Below are 24,911 nucleotides of genomic sequence, written 5' to 3' on the forward strand. Positions count from 1 at the left end.
GCGGTGGCACCGCGGCCGCTGACGGTCGCGGTGCTCGCCACGCGGTTCGAGATCAGCACACGCACGGTGCAGCGTGACCTGCAAACCCTGTTGGAGACCGGTGTCCCGGTGCGCTCCATACCCGGGCGAGGCGGCGGCTGGTCGATCGATCCGGAGATGACCCTGCCCCCGGTCCGCCTCACCGCCGACGAAGCCTCGGCACTGATTACTGCGCTCGCCGCGGCCGACGCCTCCACCCCCTACGTCGGCGCGGCCCGCACGGCGGCCCAGAAGATTGCGGCCTCGATGACCGGCCCCGCCTCGGCGGCGGCGCAGGAACTCGCCGCGCGGATCGTTACCCTGCCGACGCGCAGCGACTGCGAGGTCCGTACCGCGGTGGAGCAGGCCCTCGCCAACAACCTGGTGCTGCGGCTGTCCTACACCGACGCGGCCGGACACGAAAGCGACCGCGTCGTGGAACCGGCCGGATTGCTCACGGCCGACGGCCGCTGGTACCTCATCGCCTGGTGCCGCACACGCCGGGCCGGCCGGGGTTTCCGGCTGGACCGGATCGCAGCAGCGGCTCCGACCAGTGAACAGGCACAGCCGCATAACCTGACCGAACTACTGCTCGGCTCGGCCGCCGTCGGCGCAGTACGACCCACTGCACTGACCTCACTCAGACCGCCGCCACGAGAATCCGATTAGTGGATCGTGATGCTGGCGAACGCTTCCAGCAGGCCTATGTCGACGCCGTCAGCTTTGGTGCGGGCGAGCACGGTGTCGAACGCGGCGGGAGTGTTGTCGATCAGTTTGCGTTGCAGCGGAAGGCCCTCGTGAACCGGGCAGAAGAAGTCGTTCCAGTGGGTGGGGATGACAATGGCAGGCTGAACGGTGCCGATGGTCGCGTCGAGGAAGTCCTTGCTGAAACTTTGTTCGGCGCGTCCGAGACCGCCGATGCCGAGGAACAGGGCGTCAGCGTGGACTCCGGCGAGCGCGCCGGGGATCCAGTTGGCTGAGCCTTTGAACAGCATGCTCGTCTCTGGTGCCGCCACGAGGAAGTCGTAGGTGCCGCCCTCCTTGTATGCGCTGATGGGGGCGGGCTGCAGGAGCGGCTTGTCAATGGTCGCACCCTCACCGCCCATCGGGTTGGGGGAGTGTTTGGAGGCGATGGTGCGCACCGTGAAGCTGCCCACCGTGACGGATTTCTCCGGGTCCAGAAGTGCCAAGCGGTCCTCGGGGACGTTGCCACCCCTGGCGATGTTCAACGTGGACGGTGATCCGTGGACGGTGGCTCCCGTGCGGTGGGCGATGTAGGCGACGTCCAGCGCGTGGTCGTGGTGGGAGTGAGAGATGAAGATGGCGCGTACGCGGTCCGCGCCCACCTTGTCGAGTGCGGTGTCCACTGAGTCGGGGTCCGTGGAGACCGGTCGACCGAGCGCGGCATCGAGAAGGCCGGCCGGGGTGATGAAAGCGTCGATGAGGATCTGCGTGGTGCCGTCGTCGACGAGCATCATGGTGGTGCCCAATGAGGTCACCTTGACCGTGGCTCCACTTGATCCGCCGGGGTCGTCCACGAGAAGGTCGCGGTAGTCGTTGAGGTCTCCGGAGTGGCGGATCTTGGTTTGCCACACAGCACCCAGCGCCACGGCTGTTGTCAGTTGGAGCGCGAGGGCGATCGAGAGGACGGGGTGTTGCCGGACCCCTCCCGCCAGCCGTGCTCGTAGACCCAGTGCGAACCTGCTGATGTCTGGCATGAAGTCTCCTCGCTCATCCTCGCAGCGCTGCTACTGACCGTGGCGTCATGGCGTCTGGATCTTTGTCGGACCTGGTGGCCGGGTCCGTCGTGGCTGGTAGCCCGGAAGTATGCGGTATCCGGACGAGGGCGGCCTGACCGCCGAGCAGCGCAAGCGCCGCGAAGAGGTGTGCATGCGGGCCGCTGACCTCTTCGAGGAGGACGTAAAAGTCCCGTGCGTCGCCCGGGAGTTACGGGTGAGCGAGAAGTCGGTCGACCAGTGGCGCCGCGCCTGGGCGTCCGGCGGGCGGGAAGCGCTGCGTTCCCAGGGGCCCGCCCCGCCGGCAGCGTCCGGGGTGCGGCCCGGTGAGCGCAGTCAGGAACCGTCGCCGGTCGTCTCCTCCGCGGGAAGGCGGGGCGAGTTCAGGCGTCCGGGCGGGCCGGCTGTCTGCTGCTGTCGGCGGCGGTCTTGGCGGTGGGCCACTGCGCCAGCGAGAGCATCCCCATCACCCGGCGGATGAGGTAGAAGGCCAGCGGCAGTTCGACACACGCCGCGAGCACCGCCGACAGCCACACCCCCGCGGTGCCGAAAGCGAGCGACACGTCGAACCACGCGTCGCAGATCAGCAGCACCGCCGTCGCGGTCGCCGACACGATCACAGCGCGGTGCCGCAGCCACCCGAGCAGTGCCGTGGCCGCCATCGCGACCATGAGCAGGGCGTCGAATCCGACCCACGTCACGCGCCACTGGCGGACCTCGTACACGGACGGCAGCGTCATCGCCAGCAGGACAGTCCACGGGACAAGACCGAGGGCGCAGACGGTGAGCAGCTCCAGCGTGTGGCGCCGGTGCCGGCGTATCCGCTCGAGCAGATCGGCCGCCGGTGACACGGCTCCTTCCTGGGTGCTGGCTTGGGCGTCGCTCACGTCGGCTGCTCCGTTCTCGTCCGGCCCGGGTGGACAGCGGCGGGGTGCTCCGCCGGCATCGGGCGGTCAGGTGCCGGTGATCCAGCCCGGAACTGCCAGGCTAGCCCGCACCCGCTCCGCCCCCGCTCCGGGCCCCTTGATGTGCCCCTGATGTGCCGTGCGTCCGCAGCGGAGCTGCCGTCGTCCGTCAAGTCCCGAGTTCTCCTGCCACGCATTCCAGGGGCATGACTCCTTTTGTCCGCCAGTGCCTAATAGAGATGCGGGCCGGTTCAACAGCAGCTGGCCCTCACCGAATGGCCGCGAATTATCAGGACTGTTCGGAAACCCCGATTATTTCTCACGGAGGAGAATTCCCATGACCCGCACTTCCCGTACTCAGCGCCTTGTGATGCTTGCCGCCTCGACCGCCCTGGCGGCAGGAGGCGCGCTGATACCCTCCAGCGCTTTCGCCGCCCCGGCGACGCCACACACCGGGCCCGTGGCCGCGGTCACGGCAAGCCACCAGGGCCACCGGGCCGCCGAGATCACCGGGCTGGTCAAGAACAGTACGACCACCACCACCAAAACGACGGTCAAGAAGGAACTGACCATCAACGGCCTCAAGATCACCAAGATCACCAAGACGACCAAAATAACCAAGAATTCCGACGGCGTCGTGATCAAGAAGGTCGTCAAGACGACCAAGAGTGTCAAGTTCATCAAAATCGGTGGAAACAACGGCAACAACAATAATGAATAGCAGCCGCTAGGGCAGGGCTGAAGAAGGTCGTCCCGGGCGGTGCGGGGCACGCGGTGCGAGCCGCGCGCCCCGCACCGCCATGCCGGACACCGGCCGCATCGGCGCCCGGCGGCACCGGCGGGCACTCGCGCCCCGCACCCTCCGGACGGCAGAGATGTTGCGCGAAGTCTTGACGCGCCCCGCCCCGTTGCGTAGATATGACAGCGCAGTCATGACAGCGCAGTCATACAACGGATCTGGACTAGGATCCGACTGCCGAAGATCGGGAGACACCATGACACCAGTGGCAGGACGCGGCGCGGGAGCCGCGCCGCGCAGTGTGGACGTGGCGCGCCTGGCGGGTGTGTCGCAGAAGACGGTGTCCCGTGTCATGAACGACGAGCCGTACGTCTCGGCGGACGTGCGTCGCCGCGTCCTGGCGGCGGCCGAGGAACTCGGTTACCGCTCGAACAACGCGGCCCGCGCCCTGGCCTCCGGACGCACCCGGTCCATCGGTGTGGTGACGCTCGGCACCGCCCTCTACGGTCCGGCCTCGCTGCTCATGGGTGTCGAGCGTGCCGTGCGGGACACCGGCTACGCACTCCGTGTGGTCAACACCATGGAAGGCGAGAGGGCGGGCATCGCCGGGGCCGTGGACTCGCTCCTGGACCAGGGCGTGGACGGCATCGTCATCTCCGAGCCGATCGACGAGGCGGACGGCGCGGATCTCTCCGCACGGGTCGATGTGCCGGTCCTCGTCCTCGGCGCACCCCCGCCCTTCGCCGCCCCCCATGTGGTGACGGCCGGCATCGTCTCCAGCCAGATGGCGCGGGCGGCCACCGAGCACCTGCTGGAGCTGGGGCACACCACCGTCCACCACCTGGCGGGTCCACAGCGCTGGTACTCCGCCCGGGACCGTCTCGACGGATGGCGCGAGGCGCTCGCCGCGCACGGCCGGGCCGAGCCGCCGGTCGCCGAGGGCGACTGGTCGGCCGCCTCCGGCTACGCGGCCGGCCGTGAACTTCTCGCCGACCCCGGTGTGACCGCGGTGTTCGCCGCCAACGACGACATGGCCATCGGCCTGATCCGCGCGCTGACGGAAGCCGGGCGGCGTGTGCCGGAGGACGTCAGTGTGGTCGGCTTCGACGACATCCCGGTCGCCGCCTACGTGACCCCGCCGCTGACCACGGTGCGTCAGCCGTTCGACGCCATGGCGCAGGACGGCCTGAAGCTCCTCGTGCACGCCATCGAGAACCCGCAGGCCGACCCGCTGCCGATGACCGACCCACCGGTCGAACTCGTCGTCCGCGCCTCGTCAGCACCCCCGCCGCCCCGCTAGCCGCCGGGCCACCGCAGTCCCCCTCACCGACGGAGGTCCGCCCCACCAGAGCCATCCACCGCTTCCACCGCTTCCACCGTTGCCGGCGTTGCCCCAGCCCAGCCCCCGCCCAACTCAACTCAGCCCAAGCCAGCTCAGCTCAGCCCAGCCCAGTTCCTCAGCAGTACCCACCGCCGCTCCCCGGGCCTCGATCAGGCCCGGCACCGGCCGCCGTTTCCTCTCGCGCCCTCCCCGGCGCGACCTCTGACAGGCCCGCCCTCCCGGCCCCGCCCGTCACGCCACACCGCGCCTGACACCACCGCATCCAGCTTCAGCACGCCGTCGCCCGGTGTGCCGGTCCTCAACACCCTTCCGCGGGAGTTCACCATGTCCGGACCCTTCTCCAGCCCCTTCCCGAGCCTCTCCTCCAGCCCGTCACCCCTGAGCCGCCGGGGCTTCCTCGCCGCCACGGGCGCGCTGTCGCTGGCCGCCACCCTGTCCGCCTGCGGCGGCGATGGCGGCTCCACCGCCGGTTCCTCCGCCAAGCCGGTCGGCCAGGCCGACATCGACAAGGCCATGAAGACCCCGACCCAGCTGACGTTCTGGACCTGGGTCCCGAACATCGACAAGGAGGTCGCGCTCTTCGAGAAGAAGTACCCGGCCGTCAAGATCAAGGTCGTCAACGCCGGTCAGGGCACACCGGAGTACACCAAGCTGCGCACCGCGCTGAAGGCCGGCAGCGGCGCCCCGGACATGGTGCAGATCGAGTACCAGGCCATCCCGACGTTCACCATCACCGGCAGCCTGCTGGACCTGCGCCCGTACGGCGCCTCCGCGCTCAAGTCCACCTTCGTCGACTGGACCTGGGGGCAGGTCTCCGGCAGCGGCGGCGAGATCTGGGCGATCCCCCAGGACACCGGCCCCATGGGCATGCTCTACCGCAAGGACATCTTCGACCGGCACGGCATCCAAGTCCCCACCACCTGGGACGAGTTCGCCGCCGCGGCCCGCACACTCCACAAGGCCGACCCCGACGTCTACCTCACCAACCTCGCCGCCAACCAGGTCGCCGCCTGGCACGGCCTGCTCTGGCAGGCGGGCGCCAAGCCGTACGTGACCTCCGGCAAGAGCGACATCACCATCAGCGTCGACGACACGGTCTCGAAGAAACTCGGCCAGTACTGGGGCGCCCTCGCCAAGGAAGGCGTGATCGGCGTCGAACCGGACTTCACCGACTCCTGGTACGCCGCCCTCAACAAGGGCAAGTACGCCACCTGGCTCACCGGCGCCTGGGGCCCGGCCTTCCTGTCCGGCTCCGCCAAGGCCACCGCGGGCAAGTGGCGCGCGGCCCCGCTGCCGCAGTGGGACGCCGCCAAGCCCAGCGCGGGCAACTGGGGCGGCTCGACCACCGCGGTCATCCGCTCCACCAAGAACCCCATCCAGGCGGCGGTGTTCGCCCAGTTCCTCAACAGCGACCCCGCAAGCGCCAGGATGTTCACCACCGAACAGTTCTTCTTCCCGGCGACCAAGACCCTGCTCGCGGAGGCGAGTTTCCTCGGGGACACGCCCGCCTTCTACGGCGGCCAGAAGGTCAACCAGGTCTTCGCGGACATCAGCACCCAGGTCAACCCCGCCTTCCAGTGGCCGCCGTTCCTCGACCGGGTCGCCACGGACTGGACCGAGACCGTCGGCAAGTCCCTCGCCGACAAGACCGACACCGTCCGCGCCCTCGGCTCGTGGCAGTCGCGCATCACGACCTTCGCCAAGGGCCAGGGCTTCACGGTCAAGGGAGGCTGACGATGGCCACCACAGCGGCCACCCCCGCGTCGCCCGCCCGCACGAACCGCACGAAGTCCACGCCACGCCGACGCCACGGCACCGCAGGAGCCCTGTTCATCGCCCCGTTCATGGCGCTGTTCCTGCTGCTCTTCCTCGCCCCGCTCGGCTACGCCGCCTACCTGAGCCTCTTCCAGGAGAAACTCATCGGCGGCTCGACCTTCGTCGGCCTCGACAACTACATCACCGCCCTCAAAGACCCCCTCCTCCTCAAAGGCATCGGCCGCGTCGCCCTGTTCTTCGTCATCCAGGTCCCGGTGATGCTGCTGCTGGCCCTGTTCTTCGCACTCGCCCTCGACAGCGGCCTGCTGCGTCTCGCCCGCGTGATCCGCCTCGGCATCTTCGTCCCGTACGCCGTCCCCAGCGTGATCGCCACCCTCATGTGGGGCTACCTCTACGGCCCCGACTTCGGCCCCTTCGCCCAGATCAGCCACGACCTCCACCTGCCGGCCCCGCACTTCCTCAGCGACAGCTGGATGCTCGGCAGCCTCGCGAACATCGTCACCTGGGAGTTCGTCGGCTACAACATGATCATCCTGTACGCCGCCCTGCGCACCATCCCCGCCGAGCTGTACGAGGCGGCCGCCATGGACGGCGCAGGCGCCTGGCGCATCGCCTGGTCCATCAAACTCCCCGCGCTGCGCCCGGCGCTGACCCTCACCCTGCTGTTCTCGGTGATCGGCAGCTTCCAGCTCTTCAATGAACCGAACCTGCTGATGAAGGTCGCACCGGACGTCATCACCAGCTCGTACACCGCCAACGTCTACGCCTACTCCGTCGCCTTCATCAGCCAGCAGACCAACTACGCGGCCACGGTGTCCTTCATCCTCGGCTTGGTCATCGTGATCGTGTCGTACGCCTTCCTGCTCACCGCGAACCGCAGGAGGACCGCATGACGACCGTGACGCCCCCAGCCGCCACCCCGTCGAAGGCGAAACGGCTGCCCGCCGAGGCCCGCCCGCCGCGCCGTTCATCGATGCACCGCCGCAGCACCCCGCTCACCATCGCCATGCTGGCCGTCCTGGCCTACTTCCTGCTCCCGCTGTTCTGGCTGCTCATCGCCTCCACCAAGAGCACCCAGGACCTGTTCAACAGCTTCGGCCTGTGGTTCTCGCACGCCCCGCAACTGCTGTCGAACATCAAAGCCACCTTCACCCAGGACGACGGCGTCTTCGGGCGCTGGCTGCTCAACACGGTCCTGTACGCCGGGGCCAGCGCACTCGGCGCCGCGCTGCTCGCGGCGGCGGCCGGATACGGGTTCGCCAAGTACCGCTTCCGCGGCCACGGCGCGGCCTTCAACCTGGTCCTCGGCGCCATCATGATCCCGACCACCGCGCTGGCGATCCCCACCTACCTCCTCTTCGCCAAGGCAGGCCTGGTCAACACCCCCTGGGCGGTCATCCTGCCCTCCCTCATCAGCCCCTTCGGCCTCTACCTCATGCGGATCTACGCCGAGGACGCCGTCCCCGACAGCCTCGTCGAGGCCGCCCGCATGGACGGCGCCGGAGAGCTCCGCATCTTCCTCACCATCGGGCTGCGGCTGCTGGCCCCCGGCCTGGTGACCGTCATCCTCTTCACGCTCGTCGCCACCTGGAACAACTACTTCCTGCCGCTGATCATGCTCAACGACCCGGACCTGTACCCCATCACCGTCGGGCTCTCCCGCTGGGCCGACCAGGCGCAGAACGGCGGCGCCGGAGCCAGCAGCGACATGCTCGCCCTCGTCGTGACCGGCTCCCTCATCTCGATCGTCCCGCTCGTCCTGGCCTTCCTGATGCTCCAGCGGTACTGGCAGAGCGGCCTGGCCACCGGCGGCGTCAAGCAGTAGCACCCCCAACACCCCCTAATCCCTGGAGGTTTGTCCATGGCGGACCTGCCCGCCCGCGTGCTGTTCGGCGCTGCCTACTACCACGAGTACCACCCCGCCTACGGCCCGGACGTACGGCCCGACGAACAGCTCAAGACCGACCTCGACCTGATGGCCGACGCGCACTTCACCGTCATCCGGGTCGGCGAGTCGGTCTGGTCGACCTGGGAACCCGAGAACGGCCGCTTCGCACTCGACTGGCTCCAGCCGGTGCTGGACGGCGCCCACGAACGCGGCATCTCCGTCATCCTCGGCACCCCCACGTACGCCGTACCGCCGTGGCTGGCCCGCCAGTACCCGGAGATCACCGGCGAGCGGCGCACCGGCGAACGCATCGGCTGGGGCGCCCGCCAGGAAGTGGACTTCACCCACCCCGCCTTCCGCTTCCACGCCGAGCGGATCATCCGCAAGATCGTCGCCCGGTACGCCGGCCACCCGGCCGTCATCGGCTTCCAGGTCGACAACGAACCGGGCCTGGAGCTCTTCCACAACCACGGCGTCTTCCAGCGCTTCACCGACCACCTGCGCGCCAAGTACGGCGACGTCGAGACCCTCAACCGCGAATGGGGCCTGGTCTACTGGTCCCACCGCCTGTCCACCTGGGCCGACCTGTGGACGCCCGACGGCAACGTGCAGCCCCAATACGACGTCGCCTGGCGGGAGTTCCAGGCCCGCCAGTGCACCGAGTTCATCGGCTGGCAGGCCGACCTCGTCCGCGAGTACGCCCGCCCCGGGCAGTTCGTCACCACCTGCATCTCCTACACCCGCCCCGCCGTGGAGGACGACGAGCTCACCGACCGCCTCGACATCGCCACCGGCAACCCCTACTACGCCATGCAGGACGGCCTGCTCCTGCCCGACCCGACACCGGACGACCACGAGCAGAAGTGGCAGAGCACCGGCGTCTGGTCGCTGTACCAGACCGCCGACTGGATGTTCTCCTCCCGGCAGGAACCGTTCCTGGTCACCGAGACCAACGCCTCCTCCATCGGCTACGCGTGGGACAACCGCCCCGCCTACGACGGCCAGTGGCGCCAGGCAGCCTGGGCCCTCGTCGGCCGCGGGGCCCGCATGATCGAGTACTGGCAGTGGCAGACCCTGCGCTTCGGCGCGGAGACCTACTGGGGCGGCGTTCTGCCGCACAGCGGCCGACCGGGCCGCACGTACGCCGAACTGGCCCGGCTGGGTAAGGAGTTCGAGGCCGTAGGGCCGCTCGTCGCGGGGCTCGAACCCGATGCCGACGTCACGATCGTCTACTCCACCCCCAGCAAGTGGCTGATGCAGAAGCACCCGCCCCTCGCGACCTCCGACGGCGCACCGGACCCGACCGCCTACCACCGCATCCTCGACCCCTTCTACCGCGGCGCCTTCGACGCCGGACGGCAGGTCCGCATCGTCCACGCCCGCCAACTGCACGACCCGCGCGGCCAGCGGGAAGGCATGGCCCCCCACGAGGCCGCGCACCGCCACCCCGTCCTCGTCGTCCCCGCCCTGTACCTCGCCGAGGACACCACCCTCGACTGGCTCGCCGCCTACGCCCACGCCGGCGGCCACCTGGTCCTGGGCCCCCGCACGGGCTACGCCGACCAGGAGGCCCGGGCCCGGCACGAGGCGGCCCCCGCCCGCCTCACCGGCGCCGCGGGAGTGACGTACGACGAATTCAGCAACCTCACCCACGCCCTCCCGGTCCACGCCGCACCGGACAGCCCCCTCCCACTGCCCGAGACCGCGACGGCGACGCACTGGGCCGACGGCCTCACCGTCACCGACGCCGACGTCCTCGCCACCTACGAGCACCCGCACTTCGGCCGCTTTCCCGCCATCACCACCCGCCGCCACGGCGAAGGCCGCGTCACCTGCGTCGGCACCGTGCCCGGCCGCGACCTCGCCCGGGCGCTGGCCGCCTGGATGGCGCCGGCCTCCCGCAGCGCGTGGCGTGACCTGCCGGCGTCCGTCACCGCGACGACCGGCACAGCGCCCGACGGCCGCCGCGTCCACATCGTCCACAACTGGAGCTGGCAGCCCACGAGCGTCCCCGCTCCGGTGAACCTCGCCGACGCCCTGAACGGCACCCTCCTGCCCGCGGGCACCGTGCTGGACCTCGGCCCGTGGGACGTACGCGTACTCGTCTCCCCGAAGGAGTAGCCGTGCAAGCTGTGCAGGGAAGAAGAGCGGCCAAGGCACTGGGCACGTTCATCGCGGCAGCCGCGATACTGGCCATACCCATGACCACCGGTGCGCAGGCCTACAACCCGACGGGCGGGATCCTCTACCAGCTCGGCAACGAACCGTGCCTGAAGGGGCGCGGCAACTGCGCCGTCTACCCGAAGTCGGCGCAACTGCCGAGCGGACGCCTGGTCGCGTCGTTCGAGAAGTCCACCGTCGTAGCGGCGACGGGCAGCGCCGACAGGCAGACCCTCCCGGTCTACAAGAGCGACGACCACGGTACGACCTGGCAGCCGCTGTCGGAGGTCAAGGCTCCCGCGTACCTCTCCAGCGACCGCCAGTACGCGAAGTACACCAGCAACTGGACGAACCCGTACCTCTACACGCTGCCGCAGGACGTCGGGAACCTGAAGCAGGGCACGCTGCTCCTGGCGAGTGTCGTGTCGGGCGACGACCAGTACTACCGTGAGCACAAGGCGGCCGACCCCAGCTGGACACCCTCCAACGACGGCGACCGCGGCGACCTCGCCATCGCGCTGTACTCCAGCACCGACGAGGGCGCGTCCTGGAAGGTCGTCAACGTCATCGCGACCGGCGGCTGGCAGGGCGGCAGCGCGGGCGCGATCGGCCAGAACATCGCCGCCGCCAACACACACCAGCAGGTGGACCCCGTCTGGGAGCCGTATCTGATGGTCTATCAGGGCCAACTCGTGTGCTACTACTCGGACGAGAACGACTACACCGGCTTCAACGCGACCACCGGCGTCCCGACCCTCGACCCCGCCAACACCACCGCCACCGACTCGCACGGCCAGATCCTCGCCCATAGGACCTGGGACGGGCGCAGTGCGCAGTGGAGCGTTCCCGTCGTCGACATCGCGGGCCTGACCCAGAGCGTGGGAGGCGGCAGGACACAGATCGGCGGCGGGCGGCCGGGCATGGCGAACGTCGTCCGCACCGCGGACGGCAAGTGGCTCCTCACCTTCGAGTACTGGGGCGGCGGAGCCAACACCAGGTACGTGGTCGCCGACAACCCGCTGCAGTTCTACCGAGGTTCCCCGACCGGCGAAGCCGTCACCTCACTGCCGGTCGACACCGGTTCCCGGCCGCTCGCGACGGGCGGCAGCCCGGTCGTCATCAGGCTTCCCGGGGGACGCCTGGTCTACAACGCGGCCGGCAGCGGCAATGTGTGGGTCAACGAGAGTGGACGCAGCGACGGTACGTGGAAGGAGTACCAGACCACCTCGAAGGCCGGTTACAGCCGTAGCCTGCAGTACGTCGACGGCACGGGCCGTATCGCGATCCTCAACAACCAGGGCACCTCCACGATCGCCTACGCCGAGGTCGACCTCGGCCAATCGGGCGGCGCCTACTACCAGTTGGTGAACCGCAGGACCGGCCAGGTGATCGGCACCGGGAACAAGACCAACGACGCGAACATCGGCAACGCGGACGTCCCCGACGTCGTCCTGGAGGCCCCCGGCTCCGCGGCGAACCCGGACACCCAGCACTGGCACGTGGTGACCGAGCCGAACGGCGGCGTGACCCTGCTGAACAAGTCCGGCGGCCGCGCGGCGGCCGTCTGGACCGGCAACGCGACGGCCGGGCAGCGGATCGGTCAGTGGGTCGACAACAGCGCCACCGGCAGCTGGAACCTCGTCAAGACCACCGACGGGTTCTACAAGCTCCAGTCGGTCAGGAACACGAACCTGTACCTGACCGGCCCGTCCGACGGCGCGCCGCTCACCTTGGAGAACGCGCTCACGGACGGCTCGCAGGACTGGGAACTCGTCCAGTAGCCCCCTCAACCAGGCCACCGAGAGGCTCCGCCCCTGCCGGCGGAGCCTCAGGGTGTCCCAGGTGTGCGGTCGGCGGGTAAAGGGAGCCGTAGCGGTGAAGTGGTTCGGTCGGACTGAGGACGTCCCCTGATGGCGGCCTTGGCCGCACCGTAGGACGTTCGATCTGCGGTGCGCCGCGGGCGACGGCCTGGCGTCGCCACCTTGACCAGATCGGCGCGTGAACACGTAGGTGATGATGGGAAGTTGAACTTGCTCGGCCTTTCGATGCTGCGGCCGGCCGGCACCCACCGGTGGTGTGGGCCGCCGCGGCGCGACCCGCGAAAACCTGCCGCCACCCCGCAGGAAGAGGCTGGAGTGTCAGGAGTGGGCGAGCGGCCAGCCGAGGCGTGATCGACGATCTCCTGCCGGCCGTCCTGGGCGGGCATCAGGTGGGACCGGCCGGGGAACACCGTGACCTCGGTGGTGGTGCCGTCGACCTTGCGAAGTGGCCGCCAGGCGCAAGTGGTGCAGAGAGGGGCGGAGGCGTGCCGGACGCCTCTGTGAAGCCCGTTCGCGGGGTCGGTGGGCTCGCCTCAGGCCGCCGCCGCTCGGAGGCCGGATGTGTGGGGGAGGTCTTGGTCGGCCCAGACGACCTTGCCGCCCGGTACCGGGCGGGAGCCCCACCTGCGGCACAGGTTGGTGACGAGGAAGAGGCCGCGGCCGTTCTCGTCCATGGTGCGTGCGCGACGCGGACGCGGGGTGGAGGGGCCGGTGTCGGACACTTCGCAGGTCAGGACCTGGTGCCGGACGAGCCGCAGCTCGATCTGCCCGGTGCCGTGGCGGATGGCGTTGGTGACGAGTTCGCTGACGATCAGTTGCGTGGCGTCCTGAAGACCTTGCAGGCCCCATTCCGTCAGTTGTCGTGCGGCCAGGGTGCGGGCGCTGCGGACGGCGGACTGGTCCCCGGGCAGGGTCCAGGAGGCAACCCGGGTCGGGCAGAGGGAGCGGGTGCGGACGAGGAGGAGTGTGACGTCGTCGCACGGTGCCTGGTCCGGAAGGGACTGCGTCGCGATGTCGCAGAGGTCTTCCAGAGACCGGCCCGGTTGTGCGAGGACGGTGCCCAGCCGGCGCATTCCCTCTTCGATGTCGTGGTCGCGGGTCTCGATCAGGCCGTCGGTGTACAGGGCGAGGACGCTTCCCTCGGCCAGTTCCAGTTCCACGGATTCGGGAGGGTCCCCCAGGCCGACACCCAGGGGGGCTCCGGTGGGGAGGTCGAGGTACGTGACCCGCCCCTGTGGGTCGATGATCGCGGGCGGGGGATGCCCGGCCCGCGCCATGGTGCACCGGCGGGTGGCAGGGTCGTAGACGGCGTACAGGCAGGTGGCGCCCACCACCGCGGGGGTCTGGACCGGGGTGTCGGCGTCTTCCTCGCTCAGTCGTTGGACCGTGTCGTCGAGATGGGCCAGCACTTCGTCGGGGGGCAGTTCCATGGCGGCGAGGGTGTGGACGGCGGTGCGGAGCCTGCCCATGGTCGCGGCGGCGTGGAGGCCGTGTCCGATCACGTCGCCGACGACGAGCGCCACCCGTGCGCCGGACAGCGGGATCACGTCGAACCAGTCGCCGCCGACACCGTGGTCCAGGTCCGCGGGCAGGTAGCGCGACGCCGCATCGACCGCCGTGCCGCCTGCCAACCGGCGGGGCAGCAGATGGCGTTGCAGGGTGAGGGCGGCGGTGTGTTTGCGAGCGTACTGACGGGCGTTGTTCAACGACCGCGCGGCGCGGCCGACGAGCTCTTCGGCCAGGAGGAGATCGACCTCATGGAACGGCGCGGGATCCTTTGTCCGGACGAACAGCGCCACGCCCAGCAGGGAGCGCCGTGCACGGATGGGTACGATCATGATCGAGTGCACGCCGTGCTCGCGGACCCCGTGCGCCAGTTCCGGCACCTTGTCGACCCATGTGCCCGAGGAGGTGTCCAGGACCGGCTCCAGGACGGACTTCCCGGCACGCAGGACGTCGGTGAAGGGTGAGATCGGCGGCACGAATACCGGCTCGCCGCGCGCCCATGGGGATGGCCGGTCCCCCTGGTGGATCGAGGCCAGACCGGCACGTCGGAGACAGGGGAGGCGCTGGCCCGTCGCGCCGATGTGGACCGGGGCCCCCTCCCCGAACGAGATCGACTGCTCCAGGTCCACGGTGACGTGGTCGGCGAGCAACGGCACGGCCAGGTCTGCCAGTTCCTGGCTGACCTGTGTCACGTCCAGGGTGCTGCCCAGATGCGTACTGGCCTGGCTGAGGACGGCGAGGCGCTCACGCGTCCGCCGGCTCGCGGTGACGTCGGCGCCGATGGTGCACACCCCCAGCGCTTGGCCGTCGGCGCCCTGGAGGCACTGAAATGAGGCCGCGAACTGGTGCTCCGGGCACGTCGGCAGCCACGTCCGGTACTCGTGGATCCTGGTCGTACCGTTTTGGAGTACCTGCCGCATCACCGCCTCGATCGCTTCGGCATTGGCACCGGGCAGTACCTCGGTGATTCGACGTCCGAGACGTCGCTCACGGGGAAGGCCGTCATGGCTCTCAGCAACGTCGTTCACGTAGGTGGACCGCAGTTGCCGGTCACGAATGCCGACACCGATCGGCGTGTGGGCGAGAAGCGGTCCCCGCACCGATCTGTCTGTCGCGTCCCCGGACTGCGGGACGGCGTCGGTCACGGACGCGAGCCATCGCGCTGTCCCGTCCTGACCGTGCAGCATCGTGAGCCGTACGCCGGCGTCGAGTACGCGGCCGTCCCGGTGGCGCACTGCCGTCGCCCCTGACCAGCCGTTTTCGGCACGGCACCGCTCGACAAACGCTGATGTCGTGGTCGCTTCCTTGAAGGACGGCAGCACGAGTGCGGCGGACCGGCCCACGACCTCCCCGGCACGGAATCCGACGAGCCGTTCGGCGGTGTGCGTCCATGCGGCGACCGTCCCCTGCTCGTCGAGCAGCGCGATTGCGGTGTCGGATATGTCAGACGCGTGCAACTGCTTACCGAGTGCTATCGCGTCGAGGCTGGTCGTAGTCATCAAGTGCTGTCCTCAGGGGTCTGGGAAAGTCGACGGCACGGGGCTCCAGTGATTCGCCCCTTTTTCCCCTAATGACCGAATAGCGATCGGTTTTGTGACAGCGCCACAGCCGCGACGGATGCAGCTCCCGCCCTTCAGGTCGTCGCAGGACTGCCTGCCAGGTGAAGCCCCAAGCCGCCGGCTGACCCGCCTACCTCCGGCCACCTTCGCGCGCACCCCGAACGAGTGCGCCGCCGATCACACATCACAACCACTTTGACCTGCGGCGGAGCGGATTGGGTGATGATGGCGGCACACACTGTGTCCGCCGTGCCATCGCAGGCCTCGTCTGCGAAACCTGTTCCTCAAGGTCGGACCGGGCCAGTGGCGACATGCCGCAGCCGCGTCGCCGATCACCCCGAGCAAATCCGATGGCACCGGCAGCCTTCAGACGACAAGACTGCACGCGTGAACACCCTGCCGCCGTCGCCCGGCCCGCTCCCTCTACCGGTACCGGACCCGCGCGCCCACGACGTCGTTCTCGACTATGCGGGCATGCACGCCTTGGTTGCTGACCTGGTTCTGCCCGGCGACGCGTCGATGTACGTGATGAGTGCGATGGAAACCTCCCGCGAGCTCATCCGGCACTCCTACTACCGGTACGAGTTCGCCACCGTCGCCGTCATGCACTCCCTGTACGCCCTGGAGCACGTCCTTGCCGAGCGTCTGGCCGTCGACAAGCCACTCCAGGACCTGATCGAGAGGGCCGTCGACGCGGGGCTGATCGCGGCCGAACTCGCCGCCGAACTCGACCGCGGCCGACTGCTGCGCGACAAGATCACGCAGGGCGCCGTGACAAGTGCCGCCCTCGGCCCGGTCAGGGCCACCGACATGGTGCGTGTCGTCTTCGACGCTGTCTCCCTGCTCCTTCGCCCATCAGTCGTGGCAGAAGCGACAGCCGCCGATACGAGCGGAGCACAGCCCGAAGACCAACTCGCCGGGCTGTGGGAGGAACACCGGCGCGCGCTGTTCCCCGCAAGCTTCCGCGGCGTCGACATCGAGGGCGTGGACCTGGTCCTCCTGGACGCCGACGTCCATGGCCTCGTCCAGAGGGAGCTGAACGGCGGACTCGACGACCGTGGCATTGCCATCCTCTGGGCGTGCATCGCCGACCTTGAAAAGATCGTGCCCCTGATCAACGAGGAGTACTGCGCCGCCTACTTCGCGAGACTTCGAACGATGGCCAAACTGGCAGCAGCGCGCCATATCCCCACCGCGACCTGACCACCGGGGTTGAAACAGACTCGGAGTCTCCCACGACCCTAGTCAGGGTCTGGTTCCGTCCCGTTCGATCAGGCTCTCTGGGCGTTTGACGGTTGGCCAGGTCTGTTGGAGGGCTCCGTTCCTGGGCTCAGGGCAGCTGGCCCAGTGCTGTGGCCAGTGGTTCCAGCACGGCGGGGGTGTAGGGCGGCGGCAGGTAGACGATGGCAAGCTCCGCACCGGCCTCGCCGAGCTCGGCGGCGGTGGCCGCCGTCGCGGCCGGATCGCCGCTGAACCGCACCTGGCTCGACAGCAGGATCTCCGCCGGGTCCCGGCGGACGTCGGCGCAGTGCTGGTGGAGTACGTCGCGCGCGCGGATGAACTGCCCGACCGTGCCGCTGTCGAAGTTCCAGTGCTGTGCGAAACGGGCGGCGGTGCGCAGGGTGCGCTTCTCGCCGCTGCCGCCGATGCACAGCGGCGGGTGCGGCCGCTGCACGGGCTTGGGGTTGCAGCGGGCGCCGGTCAGCTCGTAGTAGCTGCCCTTGAACGTCGTGGTCTCCCGGCTGAGCAGACCGGTGATGACCTCGCACGCCTCTTCGAACCGGTCGCTGCGCTCCTTCGGTGTGCCCAGCTCGATGCCGTAGGCGCTGGACTCCTCCTGGTTCCAGCCGGTCCCGATGCCGAGCTCCAGCCGGCCGCCGGACACGACGTCGAGGGTTGCCGCCATGTTGGCCAGCACGGCGGGGTGCCGGTAGTGGATGCCGGTGACGAGCGTGCCCATCCGCAGTCGGCTGGTCGCCTGTGCCAGCGCGGTCAGCGTGATCCAGCCCTCCAGGCGGGGGAGGGCCGGGTCGGCGCCGTGCGTCGGGTAGAAGTGGTCGGAGGTCCAGCCGGACTCGAATGTCTCGATGTCGTCGGCGGCCCGCCACACCTGGAGCATGCCGTCCCAAGTCGTGCTCTGCGGTGACGTCTTGAAGGCAAAGCGCATGCGGCCACGTTAGTGCGAGGTGCGTTCTTCCCCGGACCGGGGAGCGGTTCGGCTGGTTCGGGAGTTCTGGCGCCTGCTGTCAGTCGCCGATGCGATGATCCCCGCACACGACAGCGAAGGAGGCCCCTCTTGGGCAGCGGGGACATCGAGCCCTTCGGTAACGACGTCGGGGCGATCGGGCCCGGGGTAAGACCGGGGCCACCGCAATGAGCTACAGCCTGGGCTTCTACCGGTTCTTGGACGGTGAGCCGGCCAAGCCGGACATGGACGTGGTCCGGGCGGTCCTTTCGCCCTGTGACGCCGCGCCCGAGAAGGCGGCCGAGGACGATACGGAGTTCTGGATCCGTGCCGCCGACGGCAGCGAGGCCGAGGTGTTCGTCTTCGACAGCGGCATCGGTGTCGAACGCCCGCAGGCCGGCGACGTGTGGAAGATCATCATCGAGCTGGCGGACCGGCTCGGCGCGGGGATCGTCATTCCCGACGGCACGCTCCTGTGCCGTGAGGACATGCGGGGACACCTTCCCGAGGGCCTGGAGAGCGATGCTGTCTTCGTCCCGGAGATCACCCTCGAAGTCTTTGAGAGTGTCGCGGGGCCGTTCAGTCCTCCGCTGACCTGATGTCCCGCCCCGCGCGGGGAACGTCGTCGCCGCCCCGACCCGGCGGCGTGCGGCGGGGTACGGACCCGATCGCCCTCTTCCTTCACGGGACGGCGGTGAGGGCGGGGAGTCCAGCCGGTGCGCGGCGAGAGCAAGCTTTCCGGCTCCTGCGGCCGCTGAACAGCGCACCATCGACTCGCTCTTGTGATCGGACGGACATGAAGGCAACAAGGCAGGCCGCGCGGCGTCGCCCGCGCAGGCGAGGGCTGGTGACCGGCACGGCGCTGGCGATGGTCGCCACCGTTCTGCTCGTCTCCCTGATCGTGGTCCTCCGCTCCGGCCGCGACGCCGGTACCGGGAACGCCGCGACCACGCCCGTCGCCGGCTCCCAGGAGACGGCTGCCCCGCCGGTGGCGTCCGGACGCAAGCCGCCCACGGCCTCCCCGGCCGCGACGGCCGGCGCGACCACTCCAGCGCCTTCTGCGACCACCGCACCGGCACGGACCCCGCCCGCGACCACCCGGCAGCCGGCTTCCGGCACGGCGTCTTCTTCTGCTTCTTCTGCCGGCACGACGGCGCGAGTCGCCGTGCCGAGGGCCGGGTGCGCGGTCGGATGCGCGGTCGGGTTCGTGGTGGGGCCGGCGGTGGGGGGTGCGGTGGCGGTCAGGGAGAGCCGCAGCGATCCGTCCCTGAGAGCCAGTGAGTCGATCGTCAGCCGGAGGGGAGCCCGGTGCCCACGGACCGTGAGCGACCCCTCCACCGTCCAGACGCCGTCGTCGCCGCGGACTGCCCTGCTCGACTCGAAGCGGATGGCCGGGTGCCGGTCCGTGTCCAGGAACGCGGGCGAGCGCACGTGATCGTCCCGGCGAGCCGCACCGGTGTGGAAGCTGCCCGCAGCGACTACCGCGTACACGGCCGACTCGGTCACCGACTCGGCGACGGAGATGCTCGCCGACTCCAGCGCGAAAGTGCCGTTCACCCTGCCAAGGCCGAACATGTGCCGGGTGGTGAAGGTGATAGACGATCGCGCCGATCGACCTGATAGCTTCCGACGGATTGTTCCTTGCGTAAGCAAGTATCTCTGTGCAGCGAACAGGCTGGCGGTCGTGGGATCCAGTCGGTCCATGGCCTGCCCCAGGCGCAGGCGTAGGCGGTCGTCGGCCGGTCCTGTCGGTGCCGCAGACTGCACGGGAATCCGGGATCCGATCACCGCTTGAGCTTGCTTGCTTGAGCATGTAAGCTGCACGGATGAATGACGCTGATCCGCTGGCCGCCGAGGAAGAACGATTCTGGCGTGCCCTGATGCGCGTCATCATCGCGCTCCCGCGCTCGCTGGACGACGATCTGCTGCGGGCCACGGGACTGACGCTCACCGAGTACGTCGTCCTCATGAGTCTCTCCGAAGCGGAGAACCAGGAGCTGCGGATGACGGATCTCGCCGCGGCCAGCGCCCTGTCGGCGAGCCGGATCACCCGGATCGTGGACACCCTCCAGGCCCGGGGCCAGGTGACCAAGCGGCGCCACGAAGGCGACGGGCGGGGCAATGTGGCCTCATTGACCCCGGAGGGGCTGAAGCGTCTTCAGTCCGCCTACCCCGTTCATCTGGCGAGTGCCCGTAAGCGGGTCGTCGACCAGCTCGACGGACGCTCCCTGCCCGCTCTGGTGCGGCAGTTCGAGGCCGTGGTGAAAAAGCTCGACTGAACCAGGCCACGGACGGCCGTGTCCCGGTCCGGTCGGCCATCGGTCCGCGCTCGACGACGAGCCCGCCGCCGTCCTGCTCGACGAATTCGCCGGGATGACGGATCGAGGCGGTCACCGGCGTCCGCTGCCGTCGAGGCGTGGCTCAGCGACGCGTCCGTGACGCGGGAGTACCTGATCAACGCGGTCGCCGCCTGCGGGCCTGCGCGCCCACGCGGTGGAAGCCGACGCGGATCGCACCGGCCGGGTGGTCCGCGTCGCGCTCCCCGGCGCCGGGGTTCCCCACGGCCCCGTCCGGCCCGATGTATGAGACGTCCCGTCAGGCCCGGTACACGCGGCGGGCGATGTGCTCCGCGATCATGATGGTGGTCGCGTTGGTCACGGTGGACGGGACCTCCGGCATGATGGAGGCGTCCACGACGCGCAGCCGCTCGACCCCCTTGACCGCGCCCGACTCGTCGACCACGGCCCATTCGTCCCCGGGCCCTCCCATAGGCACGGTCGAGGTGGGGTGACCGTAGGTGGAGATCCCGGTCTCGATCGTGTCGAGCAGTTCCTCGTCGCCCCGGACCGCGTCACCGGGAACGAGTTCGCCGGCCAGTACCCGTGCGAACCGCGGCGTGCCCGCGAGGCTGCGCACGAGCTTCACGCCCTCCAGCATGCGGCTGCGGTCCCTGGCGGTCGCGAGGTAGTTGTCGTCGATGACCGGAGCGGCGTAGGGGTCCCGGCCGGCCAGGCGGAGGGAGCCCCGTGACTCCGGCCGGGTGACGGCCGTCGCCAGGAGCAGGGCTGCGCCGGTCGGGCTGAAGGAGCCGTCCAGCAGGTGCACGGCCACGATGCCGAGGTCCAGTTCGCCGGCCTGGGCTTCGGCCGACGCGCACCACAGGCCCGCCGAGAAGGCGTCCGTCATCGTCTGGTGCCCAGGCGCCAGGGCGAACAGCGAGTGGAAGAAGGGATGGTCCTGCAACCTCCGGCCGACCGGCAGGTCGGCGACCACGTCGATGCCCAGTGCCCGCAGGTCCTTCGCCGGGCCGACGCCGGAGCGCAGCAGGATGGCCGCACTGCCGTAGCTGCCGGCGGCGAGTATCACCTCGGCGGCCCGGTACACGGTGCCGGAGGCACTCACCACGCCGCGCGCCGTGCCGTCCTCGATGAGTACGGTGTCGGCGGTGACCTCGCTCAGCACCCGGAGATTGGGGCGCCGTCGCACCGGTGGCGTCAGATAGGCCAGGGCGGTGTTCTGCCGCACCCCGCCGACGATGTTGACGGGGTAGCCGCCGACGCCCTCCTGCTCGGCCCCGTTGAAGTCCTCGACACGCCGGAACCCGCGGTCCGCCGAGCCGTCGACGAACGCCCGCAGAGGCGACGTGAGTTGCTCGTAGGACCACTGGCGGACGGGGAAGGGTCCGGAGCGCCCGTGGTAGGCGTCGTCGCCGGCCGGCGTGTTCTCCATGCGCCTGAACGTGGGGAGGACGTCCTCGTAGGACCAGCCCTTGATGCCGTAACGGTCCGCCCAGGCGGCGAAGTCCGCGGAGCGCGCCCGGATGGCCACCCCCGCGTTGACGGCGGAACTGCCTCCCATGGTCCGGCCGCGTGGAGCGGGGATGCCCGGGGCCCGGTCGGTGCCCCGCGCGGTGTAGCCCCAGTCGTGGTCCGGATCGGCCAGCAGATGCGGGGTCCGCAGCCAGTGGGGGAACTGCCCCGCGGGGTAGTCCGGGCCTGCCTCGATCAGCAGGACCTCGCGCTGCGGGTCCTCGCTGAGCCGGGCGGCGAGTACGGCGCCCGCGGATCCGCCTCCGACGACGATGACATCGGCGTCCTTGCCCGGCCGGTCGTTGCTGTCGCTCACGGACTTGCCTCCGAGGACTTGTCAGGGGATGCATCTTTGGATGCTTCTTCAAGCAAATTGATACTGCGGGGCCGGTCGGGTTCCTGCCGCGTGCTGCGGTCGGGGATGCGGTATCTCAGAGATGCGGTATCTCAGAAATGCGCTGTCTCGGGAACGACGCGCTCTCCGAGCAGATGGAGGGCTGCCTGCTGGTCGGCTCCTCGTACCGGGCCGATGACGTGGTCGATGCCGATCTGGTGCAGCCGGCGCAGTTCGGCGAGCAGGCCCGGCACGTGCTCGCCCCGCGGCCCGGGGTCGAGGGGAAAGAGGACGGTCTTCTCGATCGTGTCGTAGTCCCGCCCGGCCCGGTCACAGTGCCCGCGCAGCACGTCGAGCTTGTGCCGGAGGTCCGGTCCGTGGAAGAGGTTGCAGGCGTTGCCGTACTCCGCGACGAGCCGCAGTGTCTTCCGCTCGCCGGACCCGCCGATCAGGACCGGCGGATGGGGGCGCCGTACCGTGGCGGGGGAGTTGAGGGTGCGTTCGAGCCGGTAGTGGCGGCCGTTGAAGGGCCCTTCGTCGTCGCTCCACATCTGCAGGCAGATCCGCAGCGTCTCCTCGAGGCGTTCGAACCGCTCCGCGACGGGCGGGAAGGGCAGGCCCAGTCCGCGCGCCTCGGCGACGTTGAACCCCGCGCCGACGCCGATGCCCAGGGCCGCCCGGCCCTCGGACAGCACGTCGAGCGTGGTGACCATCTTGGCCAGCAGGCCGGGCTCGCGGTAGCCGGCCGAGGTCACCAGGGCGAGAAGCTCCACGCGCTCGGTGCTCGCCGCCAGGTAGCCCAGCGTGGTGTACGCCTCCAGCATTGCCTGTTCGGACGTCCCCACGATCCCGATCTGGAAGAGATGGTCCATGACGGCGATGCGCGTGAACCCGTACTCCTCCGCGGTGCGGGCGAGCCGGCCCACGTGACGTGCGATGCCTGCCGGGCCCTGGGGCTGGGTGAAGTCAGCGATGGCCATGCCGAGGTTCATGCGGGCTCCCGTGTTCCGGACCGACCGACCGAGTATGCCCAGGCAGTCATCTGCTTTGTCAAGCAAGTAAATACCAGTCAGTGCCGCGCATATTGGTGCCAGGAAACCAAGTTCCGGGCAAACGTGGTGTTCGTCGCCCAATGGCTCCATCCGCGCACGCTTCTAGCGTCGTCCTCACGGAAGCGGTCCGGTCCCCGGACCCGAAGGAGCCGTACACGAGCGCGGCAAAGGAACGGTGCATGAACGCGAGGGAAGACCGAGGTCCACTGCGGCATCGCCCCCTTGGTCGTGGCGGCCGTCGGACGTGCCGTCACCGAACGGACCGCATTTCGCGACGAGGGCGCCGGTGTCGAGCAGGATCGGATCGGCGCTTGGTTCCGGCGTCCCACGACACGAGGGAAGGCACCCGGGCCTTCACCGAGAAGCGCGCACCCCACGGGCAGGGCCGCTGACCCTGCGCCCGACTCCAGCACGAAAGTCGGTGGCAACAATGACCGAGCGATCCACCGTCCACAGCGTGACCTACGACCTGCTGCGGACCCTGAAACTCACCACGGTCTTCGGCAATCCCGGTTCGACCGAGCAGACCTTCCTGCAGGATTTCCCCGAGGACTTCACCTACGTCCTGGCGCTGCAGGAGGCGTCCGTCATCGCGATGGCCGATGCCTTCGCCCAGGTCACGCGCCGCCCGGCACTGGTCAACGTGCACTCCTCGGCCGGCGTGGGAAACGCGGTGGGCAACCTGGTGGCGGCCTACCACGGAAACACGCCCCTGATCATCACCTCGGGACAGCAGCACCGTGAACTCGTGATCGGGGAGCCGTATCTCGGCAACCGCGAGGCCACCACGCTGCCGAAGCCGTGGGTGAAATGGTCCTACGAGCCGGCCCGCGCCGAAGACGTCCCCGAGGCCTTCATGCGGGCCTACGCGGAGGCACTGCAGCCGCCGGCGGGACCGGTCTACCTGTCGATTCCCATGGACGACTGGAAGCGGCCGCTGTCCGGATTCACCCGGGTCCGGACCGTCAGCGACCGGGTCGCCCCCGACGCGCGGCGCCTGCGGCTGTTCGCCGACCGCATCTCCGCAAGCCGCCGTCCCGCGCTGGTCTTCGGGCCGGAGGTGGACCGCGCCGGCGGCTGGGACGCGGCCGTGGCCCTGGCGGAGAAGCTGCGCGCTTCCGTCTACGGCGCCCCGCTGCTGGACCGCGCCTCCTTCCCCGAGGACCACTCCCTCTTCCGCGGCCCGCTCGGCATGTCGGTGAAGACCATCAGCGACCGGCTGGCCGGGCACGACCTGGTGGTCGTGATCGGCGCGGAGGCGTTCCGCTACTACCCCTACGTGCCCGGCGACTACCTCCCCGACGGCACCGAGCTCCTGCAGATCACCGGCAATCCGGGGGTTGCCGCGGCGGCACGGGTGGGCGACAGCCTCCTGGGCGATCCGGCGACGGCGATCGAACTGCTCCTGGACATGGTCGCCGAGGGGTCCGCGCGAACCGCTCCGGAGCCGATGGCGCGGCCCCGTGAGCTGCCGCAGACGCCGAGCAGCCCGCTCACCCCGCCGGAGGTGTACGCCGCCCTGAGCAGGGTCCGGCCGCCGGACGCGGTCATCGTCAACGAGTCGACCTCCACGATGGCGCAGCAGGTCGAGTGGCTTCCGACGGTCAGGACCGGATCGTTCTTCGCCACGGCCAGCGGAGGGATCGGCTGGGGCACCCCGGCCGCGGTGGGCGTCGCGCTGGGCGACCGGGAGCGGGGCGTCGAGCGGCCGGTGGTCGGGCTGATCGGTGACGGTTCCTTCCAGTACTCCGTGCAGGCCATCTGGACGGCGGCCCGGCACAACCTCCCGGTCGTGTACGTGGTCATGCGCAACCAGGAGTACTCCATCCTCAAGTCGTTCGCGGTGCTGGAGGAGACGCCGGGCGTTCCGGGACTCGACCTGCCCGGGCTCGACATCGCCTCCGTGGCCCGCGGATTCGGATGCCGTGCGGTCGAGGTGGAGACCGCGGGGGACCTGGAGCGGGAGTTCAAGGCGGCCCTGACCGCCGGCACCACCACCGTCATCGTGGTGCCCACGCAGCCCCAGAAGGCGATGTTGTAGGCCGTGCGAGCGGTACGGCGGGACATGCGAGCGACACGGCG

The 24,911-nt window shown here is 69.6% G+C and carries 20 protein-coding genes; 13 read left to right on the forward strand and 7 right to left on the reverse strand.

Features of this window, described 5'->3' with window-relative positions; all coding sequences use genetic code 11:
* Positions 1-3 precede the first annotated feature (3 nt).
* On the forward strand, positions 4-687 hold the full coding sequence (locus tag FNV62_RS44970) for a helix-turn-helix transcriptional regulator (protein ID WP_225900612.1): 684 nt from the start codon (positions 4-6) through the stop codon (positions 685-687).
* Here FNV62_RS44970 and FNV62_RS44975 read toward each other — a convergent pair.
* The gene (locus tag FNV62_RS44975; protein WP_144316163.1) at positions 684-1,736 is read right to left on the reverse strand and encodes an MBL fold metallo-hydrolase; all 1,053 of its coding nucleotides are present in this window, start codon (positions 1,734-1,736) and stop codon (positions 684-686) included. The two genes, FNV62_RS44970 and FNV62_RS44975, sit on opposite strands and share 4 nt — an antisense overlap.
* A 172-nt stretch (positions 1,737-1,908) precedes the next feature.
* On the opposite strand from FNV62_RS44975, the gene FNV62_RS56240 reads away from it, so the two are divergent.
* Complete coding sequence (locus tag FNV62_RS56240; RefSeq protein ID WP_225900921.1) at positions 1,909-2,235, forward strand: helix-turn-helix domain-containing protein; 327 nt, start codon at positions 1,909-1,911, stop codon at positions 2,233-2,235.
* Here FNV62_RS56240 and FNV62_RS44985 read toward each other — a convergent pair.
* Positions 2,138-2,641: a hypothetical protein gene (locus FNV62_RS44985; protein WP_097287601.1), complete on the reverse strand. Its 504-nt coding sequence runs from the start codon at positions 2,639-2,641 to the stop codon at positions 2,138-2,140. The two genes, FNV62_RS56240 and FNV62_RS44985, sit on opposite strands and share 98 nt — an antisense overlap.
* A 355-nt stretch (positions 2,642-2,996) precedes the next feature.
* Here FNV62_RS44985 and FNV62_RS44990 point away from each other — a divergent pair, with 355 nt between their 5' ends.
* The 7 genes from FNV62_RS44990 (at position 2,997) to FNV62_RS45020 (ending at position 12,345) form a co-directional block, all read left to right on the forward strand.
* Positions 2,997-3,380, forward strand: a complete 384-nt coding sequence (locus FNV62_RS44990; RefSeq protein WP_144316164.1) for a hypothetical protein — start codon at positions 2,997-2,999, stop codon at positions 3,378-3,380.
* A 274-nt stretch (positions 3,381-3,654) separates the two neighbouring features.
* Positions 3,655-4,698 (forward strand): LacI family DNA-binding transcriptional regulator, encoded by a 1,044-nt coding sequence (locus FNV62_RS44995; RefSeq protein WP_054231664.1) that lies wholly within the window; start codon positions 3,655-3,657, stop codon positions 4,696-4,698.
* Positions 4,699-5,064: 366 nt separating this feature from the next.
* A complete protein-coding gene (locus tag FNV62_RS45000; protein WP_144316165.1) occupies positions 5,065-6,474 on the forward strand; it encodes an ABC transporter substrate-binding protein in 1,410 nt (469 codons plus the stop codon).
* 2 nt (positions 6,475-6,476) lie between these two features.
* Entirely contained in the window at positions 6,477-7,409 is a 933-nt protein-coding gene (locus FNV62_RS45005) for a carbohydrate ABC transporter permease (RefSeq protein WP_143603992.1), read from the forward strand.
* Entirely contained in the window at positions 7,406-8,341 is a 936-nt protein-coding gene (locus FNV62_RS45010) for a carbohydrate ABC transporter permease (RefSeq protein WP_144316166.1), read from the forward strand. The genes FNV62_RS45005 and FNV62_RS45010 overlap by 4 nt, the downstream gene beginning before the upstream one ends.
* 36 nt (positions 8,342-8,377) lie before the next feature.
* Positions 8,378-10,525 carry a beta-galactosidase gene (locus tag FNV62_RS45015; protein WP_144316167.1) on the forward strand — a complete coding sequence of 716 codons (2,148 nt, stop codon included), beginning with the start codon at positions 8,378-8,380 and terminating at the stop codon, positions 10,523-10,525.
* Between the two features lie 80 nt (positions 10,526-10,605).
* Positions 10,606-12,345 (forward strand): RICIN domain-containing protein, encoded by a 1,740-nt coding sequence (locus FNV62_RS45020; protein WP_144316571.1) that lies wholly within the window; start codon positions 10,606-10,608, stop codon positions 12,343-12,345.
* A 572-nt stretch (positions 12,346-12,917) separates the two neighbouring features.
* Here the strand turns inward: FNV62_RS45020 and FNV62_RS45025 are convergent.
* Positions 12,918-15,389 carry a SpoIIE family protein phosphatase gene (locus FNV62_RS45025; protein WP_143603995.1) on the reverse strand — a complete coding sequence of 824 codons (2,472 nt, stop codon included), beginning with the start codon at positions 15,387-15,389 and terminating at the stop codon, positions 12,918-12,920.
* Between the two features lie 447 nt (positions 15,390-15,836).
* Here FNV62_RS45025 and FNV62_RS45030 point away from each other — a divergent pair, with 447 nt between their 5' ends.
* Positions 15,837-16,652 (forward strand): hypothetical protein, encoded by an 816-nt coding sequence (locus FNV62_RS45030; protein ID WP_225900613.1) that lies wholly within the window; start codon positions 15,837-15,839, stop codon positions 16,650-16,652.
* Between the two features lie 127 nt (positions 16,653-16,779).
* On the opposite strand, the gene FNV62_RS45035 is transcribed toward FNV62_RS45030, so the two are convergent.
* Positions 16,780-17,616 carry an LLM class F420-dependent oxidoreductase gene (locus FNV62_RS45035; protein ID WP_144316168.1) on the reverse strand — a complete coding sequence of 279 codons (837 nt, stop codon included), beginning with the start codon at positions 17,614-17,616 and terminating at the stop codon, positions 16,780-16,782.
* A 206-nt stretch (positions 17,617-17,822) separates the two neighbouring features.
* Here FNV62_RS45035 and FNV62_RS45040 point away from each other — a divergent pair, with 206 nt between their 5' ends.
* The gene (locus FNV62_RS45040; protein WP_144316169.1) at positions 17,823-18,233 is read left to right on the forward strand and encodes a hypothetical protein; all 411 of its coding nucleotides are present in this window, start codon (positions 17,823-17,825) and stop codon (positions 18,231-18,233) included.
* Positions 18,234-18,315: 82 nt separating this feature from the next.
* On the opposite strand, the gene FNV62_RS45045 is transcribed toward FNV62_RS45040, so the two are convergent.
* The gene (locus FNV62_RS45045) at positions 18,316-19,338 is read right to left on the reverse strand and encodes a YceI family protein (RefSeq protein ID WP_144316170.1); all 1,023 of its coding nucleotides are present in this window, start codon (positions 19,336-19,338) and stop codon (positions 18,316-18,318) included.
* Between the two features lie 122 nt (positions 19,339-19,460).
* On the opposite strand from FNV62_RS45045, the gene FNV62_RS45050 reads away from it, so the two are divergent.
* The gene (locus FNV62_RS45050) at positions 19,461-19,913 is read left to right on the forward strand and encodes a MarR family winged helix-turn-helix transcriptional regulator (RefSeq protein ID WP_054231675.1); all 453 of its coding nucleotides are present in this window, start codon (positions 19,461-19,463) and stop codon (positions 19,911-19,913) included.
* A 316-nt stretch (positions 19,914-20,229) separates the two neighbouring features.
* On the opposite strand, the gene FNV62_RS45055 is transcribed toward FNV62_RS45050, so the two are convergent.
* Together FNV62_RS45055 and FNV62_RS45060 are read right to left on the reverse strand one after the other, a co-directional pair.
* On the reverse strand, positions 20,230-21,759 hold the full coding sequence (locus FNV62_RS45055; protein ID WP_144316171.1) for a GMC family oxidoreductase: 1,530 nt from the start codon (positions 21,757-21,759) through the stop codon (positions 20,230-20,232).
* Positions 21,760-21,890: 131 nt separating this feature from the next.
* Positions 21,891-22,769, reverse strand: coding sequence for an LLM class F420-dependent oxidoreductase (locus FNV62_RS45060; RefSeq protein WP_144316172.1), 879 nt, complete (start codon positions 22,767-22,769; stop codon positions 21,891-21,893).
* A gap of 490 nt (positions 22,770-23,259) precedes the next feature.
* Here FNV62_RS45060 and mdlC point away from each other — a divergent pair, with 490 nt between their 5' ends.
* Entirely contained in the window at positions 23,260-24,870 is a 1,611-nt protein-coding gene (gene mdlC / locus FNV62_RS45065) for a benzoylformate decarboxylase (RefSeq protein WP_143604000.1), read from the forward strand.
* Positions 24,871-24,911 lie beyond the last annotated feature (41 nt).

It is taken from the genome of Streptomyces sp. RLB3-17 (assembly GCF_007113425.2).
Taxonomy (GTDB): domain Bacteria; phylum Actinomycetota; class Actinomycetes; order Streptomycetales; family Streptomycetaceae; genus Streptomyces; species Streptomyces mirabilis_D.

Bases quoted from the DNA above. Each gene is read 5' to 3' on its own strand.
- FNV62_RS45050 (WP_054231675.1), top strand. From the start codon at position 19,461: ATGAATGACGCTGATCCGCTGGCCGCCGAGGAAGAACGATTCTGGCGT.
- FNV62_RS45025 (WP_143603995.1), bottom strand. From the start codon at position 15,389: ATGACTACGACCAGCCTCGACGCGATAGCACTCGGTAAGCAGTTGCAC.
- FNV62_RS45000 (WP_144316165.1), top strand. From the start codon at position 5,065: ATGTCCGGACCCTTCTCCAGCCCCTTCCCGAGCCTCTCCTCCAGCCCG.
- FNV62_RS45010 (WP_144316166.1), top strand. From the start codon at position 7,406: ATGACGACCGTGACGCCCCCAGCCGCCACCCCGTCGAAGGCGAAACGG.
- FNV62_RS45035 (WP_144316168.1), bottom strand. From the start codon at position 17,616: ATGCGCTTTGCCTTCAAGACGTCACCGCAGAGCACGACTTGGGACGGC.
- FNV62_RS45045 (WP_144316170.1), bottom strand. From the start codon at position 19,338: ATGGACCGACTGGATCCCACGACCGCCAGCCTGTTCGCTGCACAGAGA.
- FNV62_RS45005 (WP_143603992.1), top strand. From the start codon at position 6,477: ATGGCCACCACAGCGGCCACCCCCGCGTCGCCCGCCCGCACGAACCGC.
- FNV62_RS44975 (WP_144316163.1), bottom strand. From the start codon at position 1,736: ATGCCAGACATCAGCAGGTTCGCACTGGGTCTACGAGCACGGCTGGCG.
- FNV62_RS56240 (WP_225900921.1), top strand. From the start codon at position 1,909: ATGCGGGCCGCTGACCTCTTCGAGGAGGACGTAAAAGTCCCGTGCGTC.
- FNV62_RS45020 (WP_144316571.1), top strand. From the start codon at position 10,606: ATGACCACCGGTGCGCAGGCCTACAACCCGACGGGCGGGATCCTCTAC.
- mdlC (WP_143604000.1), top strand. From the start codon at position 23,260: ATGACCGAGCGATCCACCGTCCACAGCGTGACCTACGACCTGCTGCGG.
- FNV62_RS45015 (WP_144316167.1), top strand. From the start codon at position 8,378: ATGGCGGACCTGCCCGCCCGCGTGCTGTTCGGCGCTGCCTACTACCAC.
- FNV62_RS45060 (WP_144316172.1), bottom strand. From the start codon at position 22,769: ATGAACCTCGGCATGGCCATCGCTGACTTCACCCAGCCCCAGGGCCCG.
- FNV62_RS45040 (WP_144316169.1), top strand. From the start codon at position 17,823: ATGAGCTACAGCCTGGGCTTCTACCGGTTCTTGGACGGTGAGCCGGCC.
- FNV62_RS44995 (WP_054231664.1), top strand. From the start codon at position 3,655: ATGACACCAGTGGCAGGACGCGGCGCGGGAGCCGCGCCGCGCAGTGTG.
- FNV62_RS44990 (WP_144316164.1), top strand. From the start codon at position 2,997: ATGACCCGCACTTCCCGTACTCAGCGCCTTGTGATGCTTGCCGCCTCG.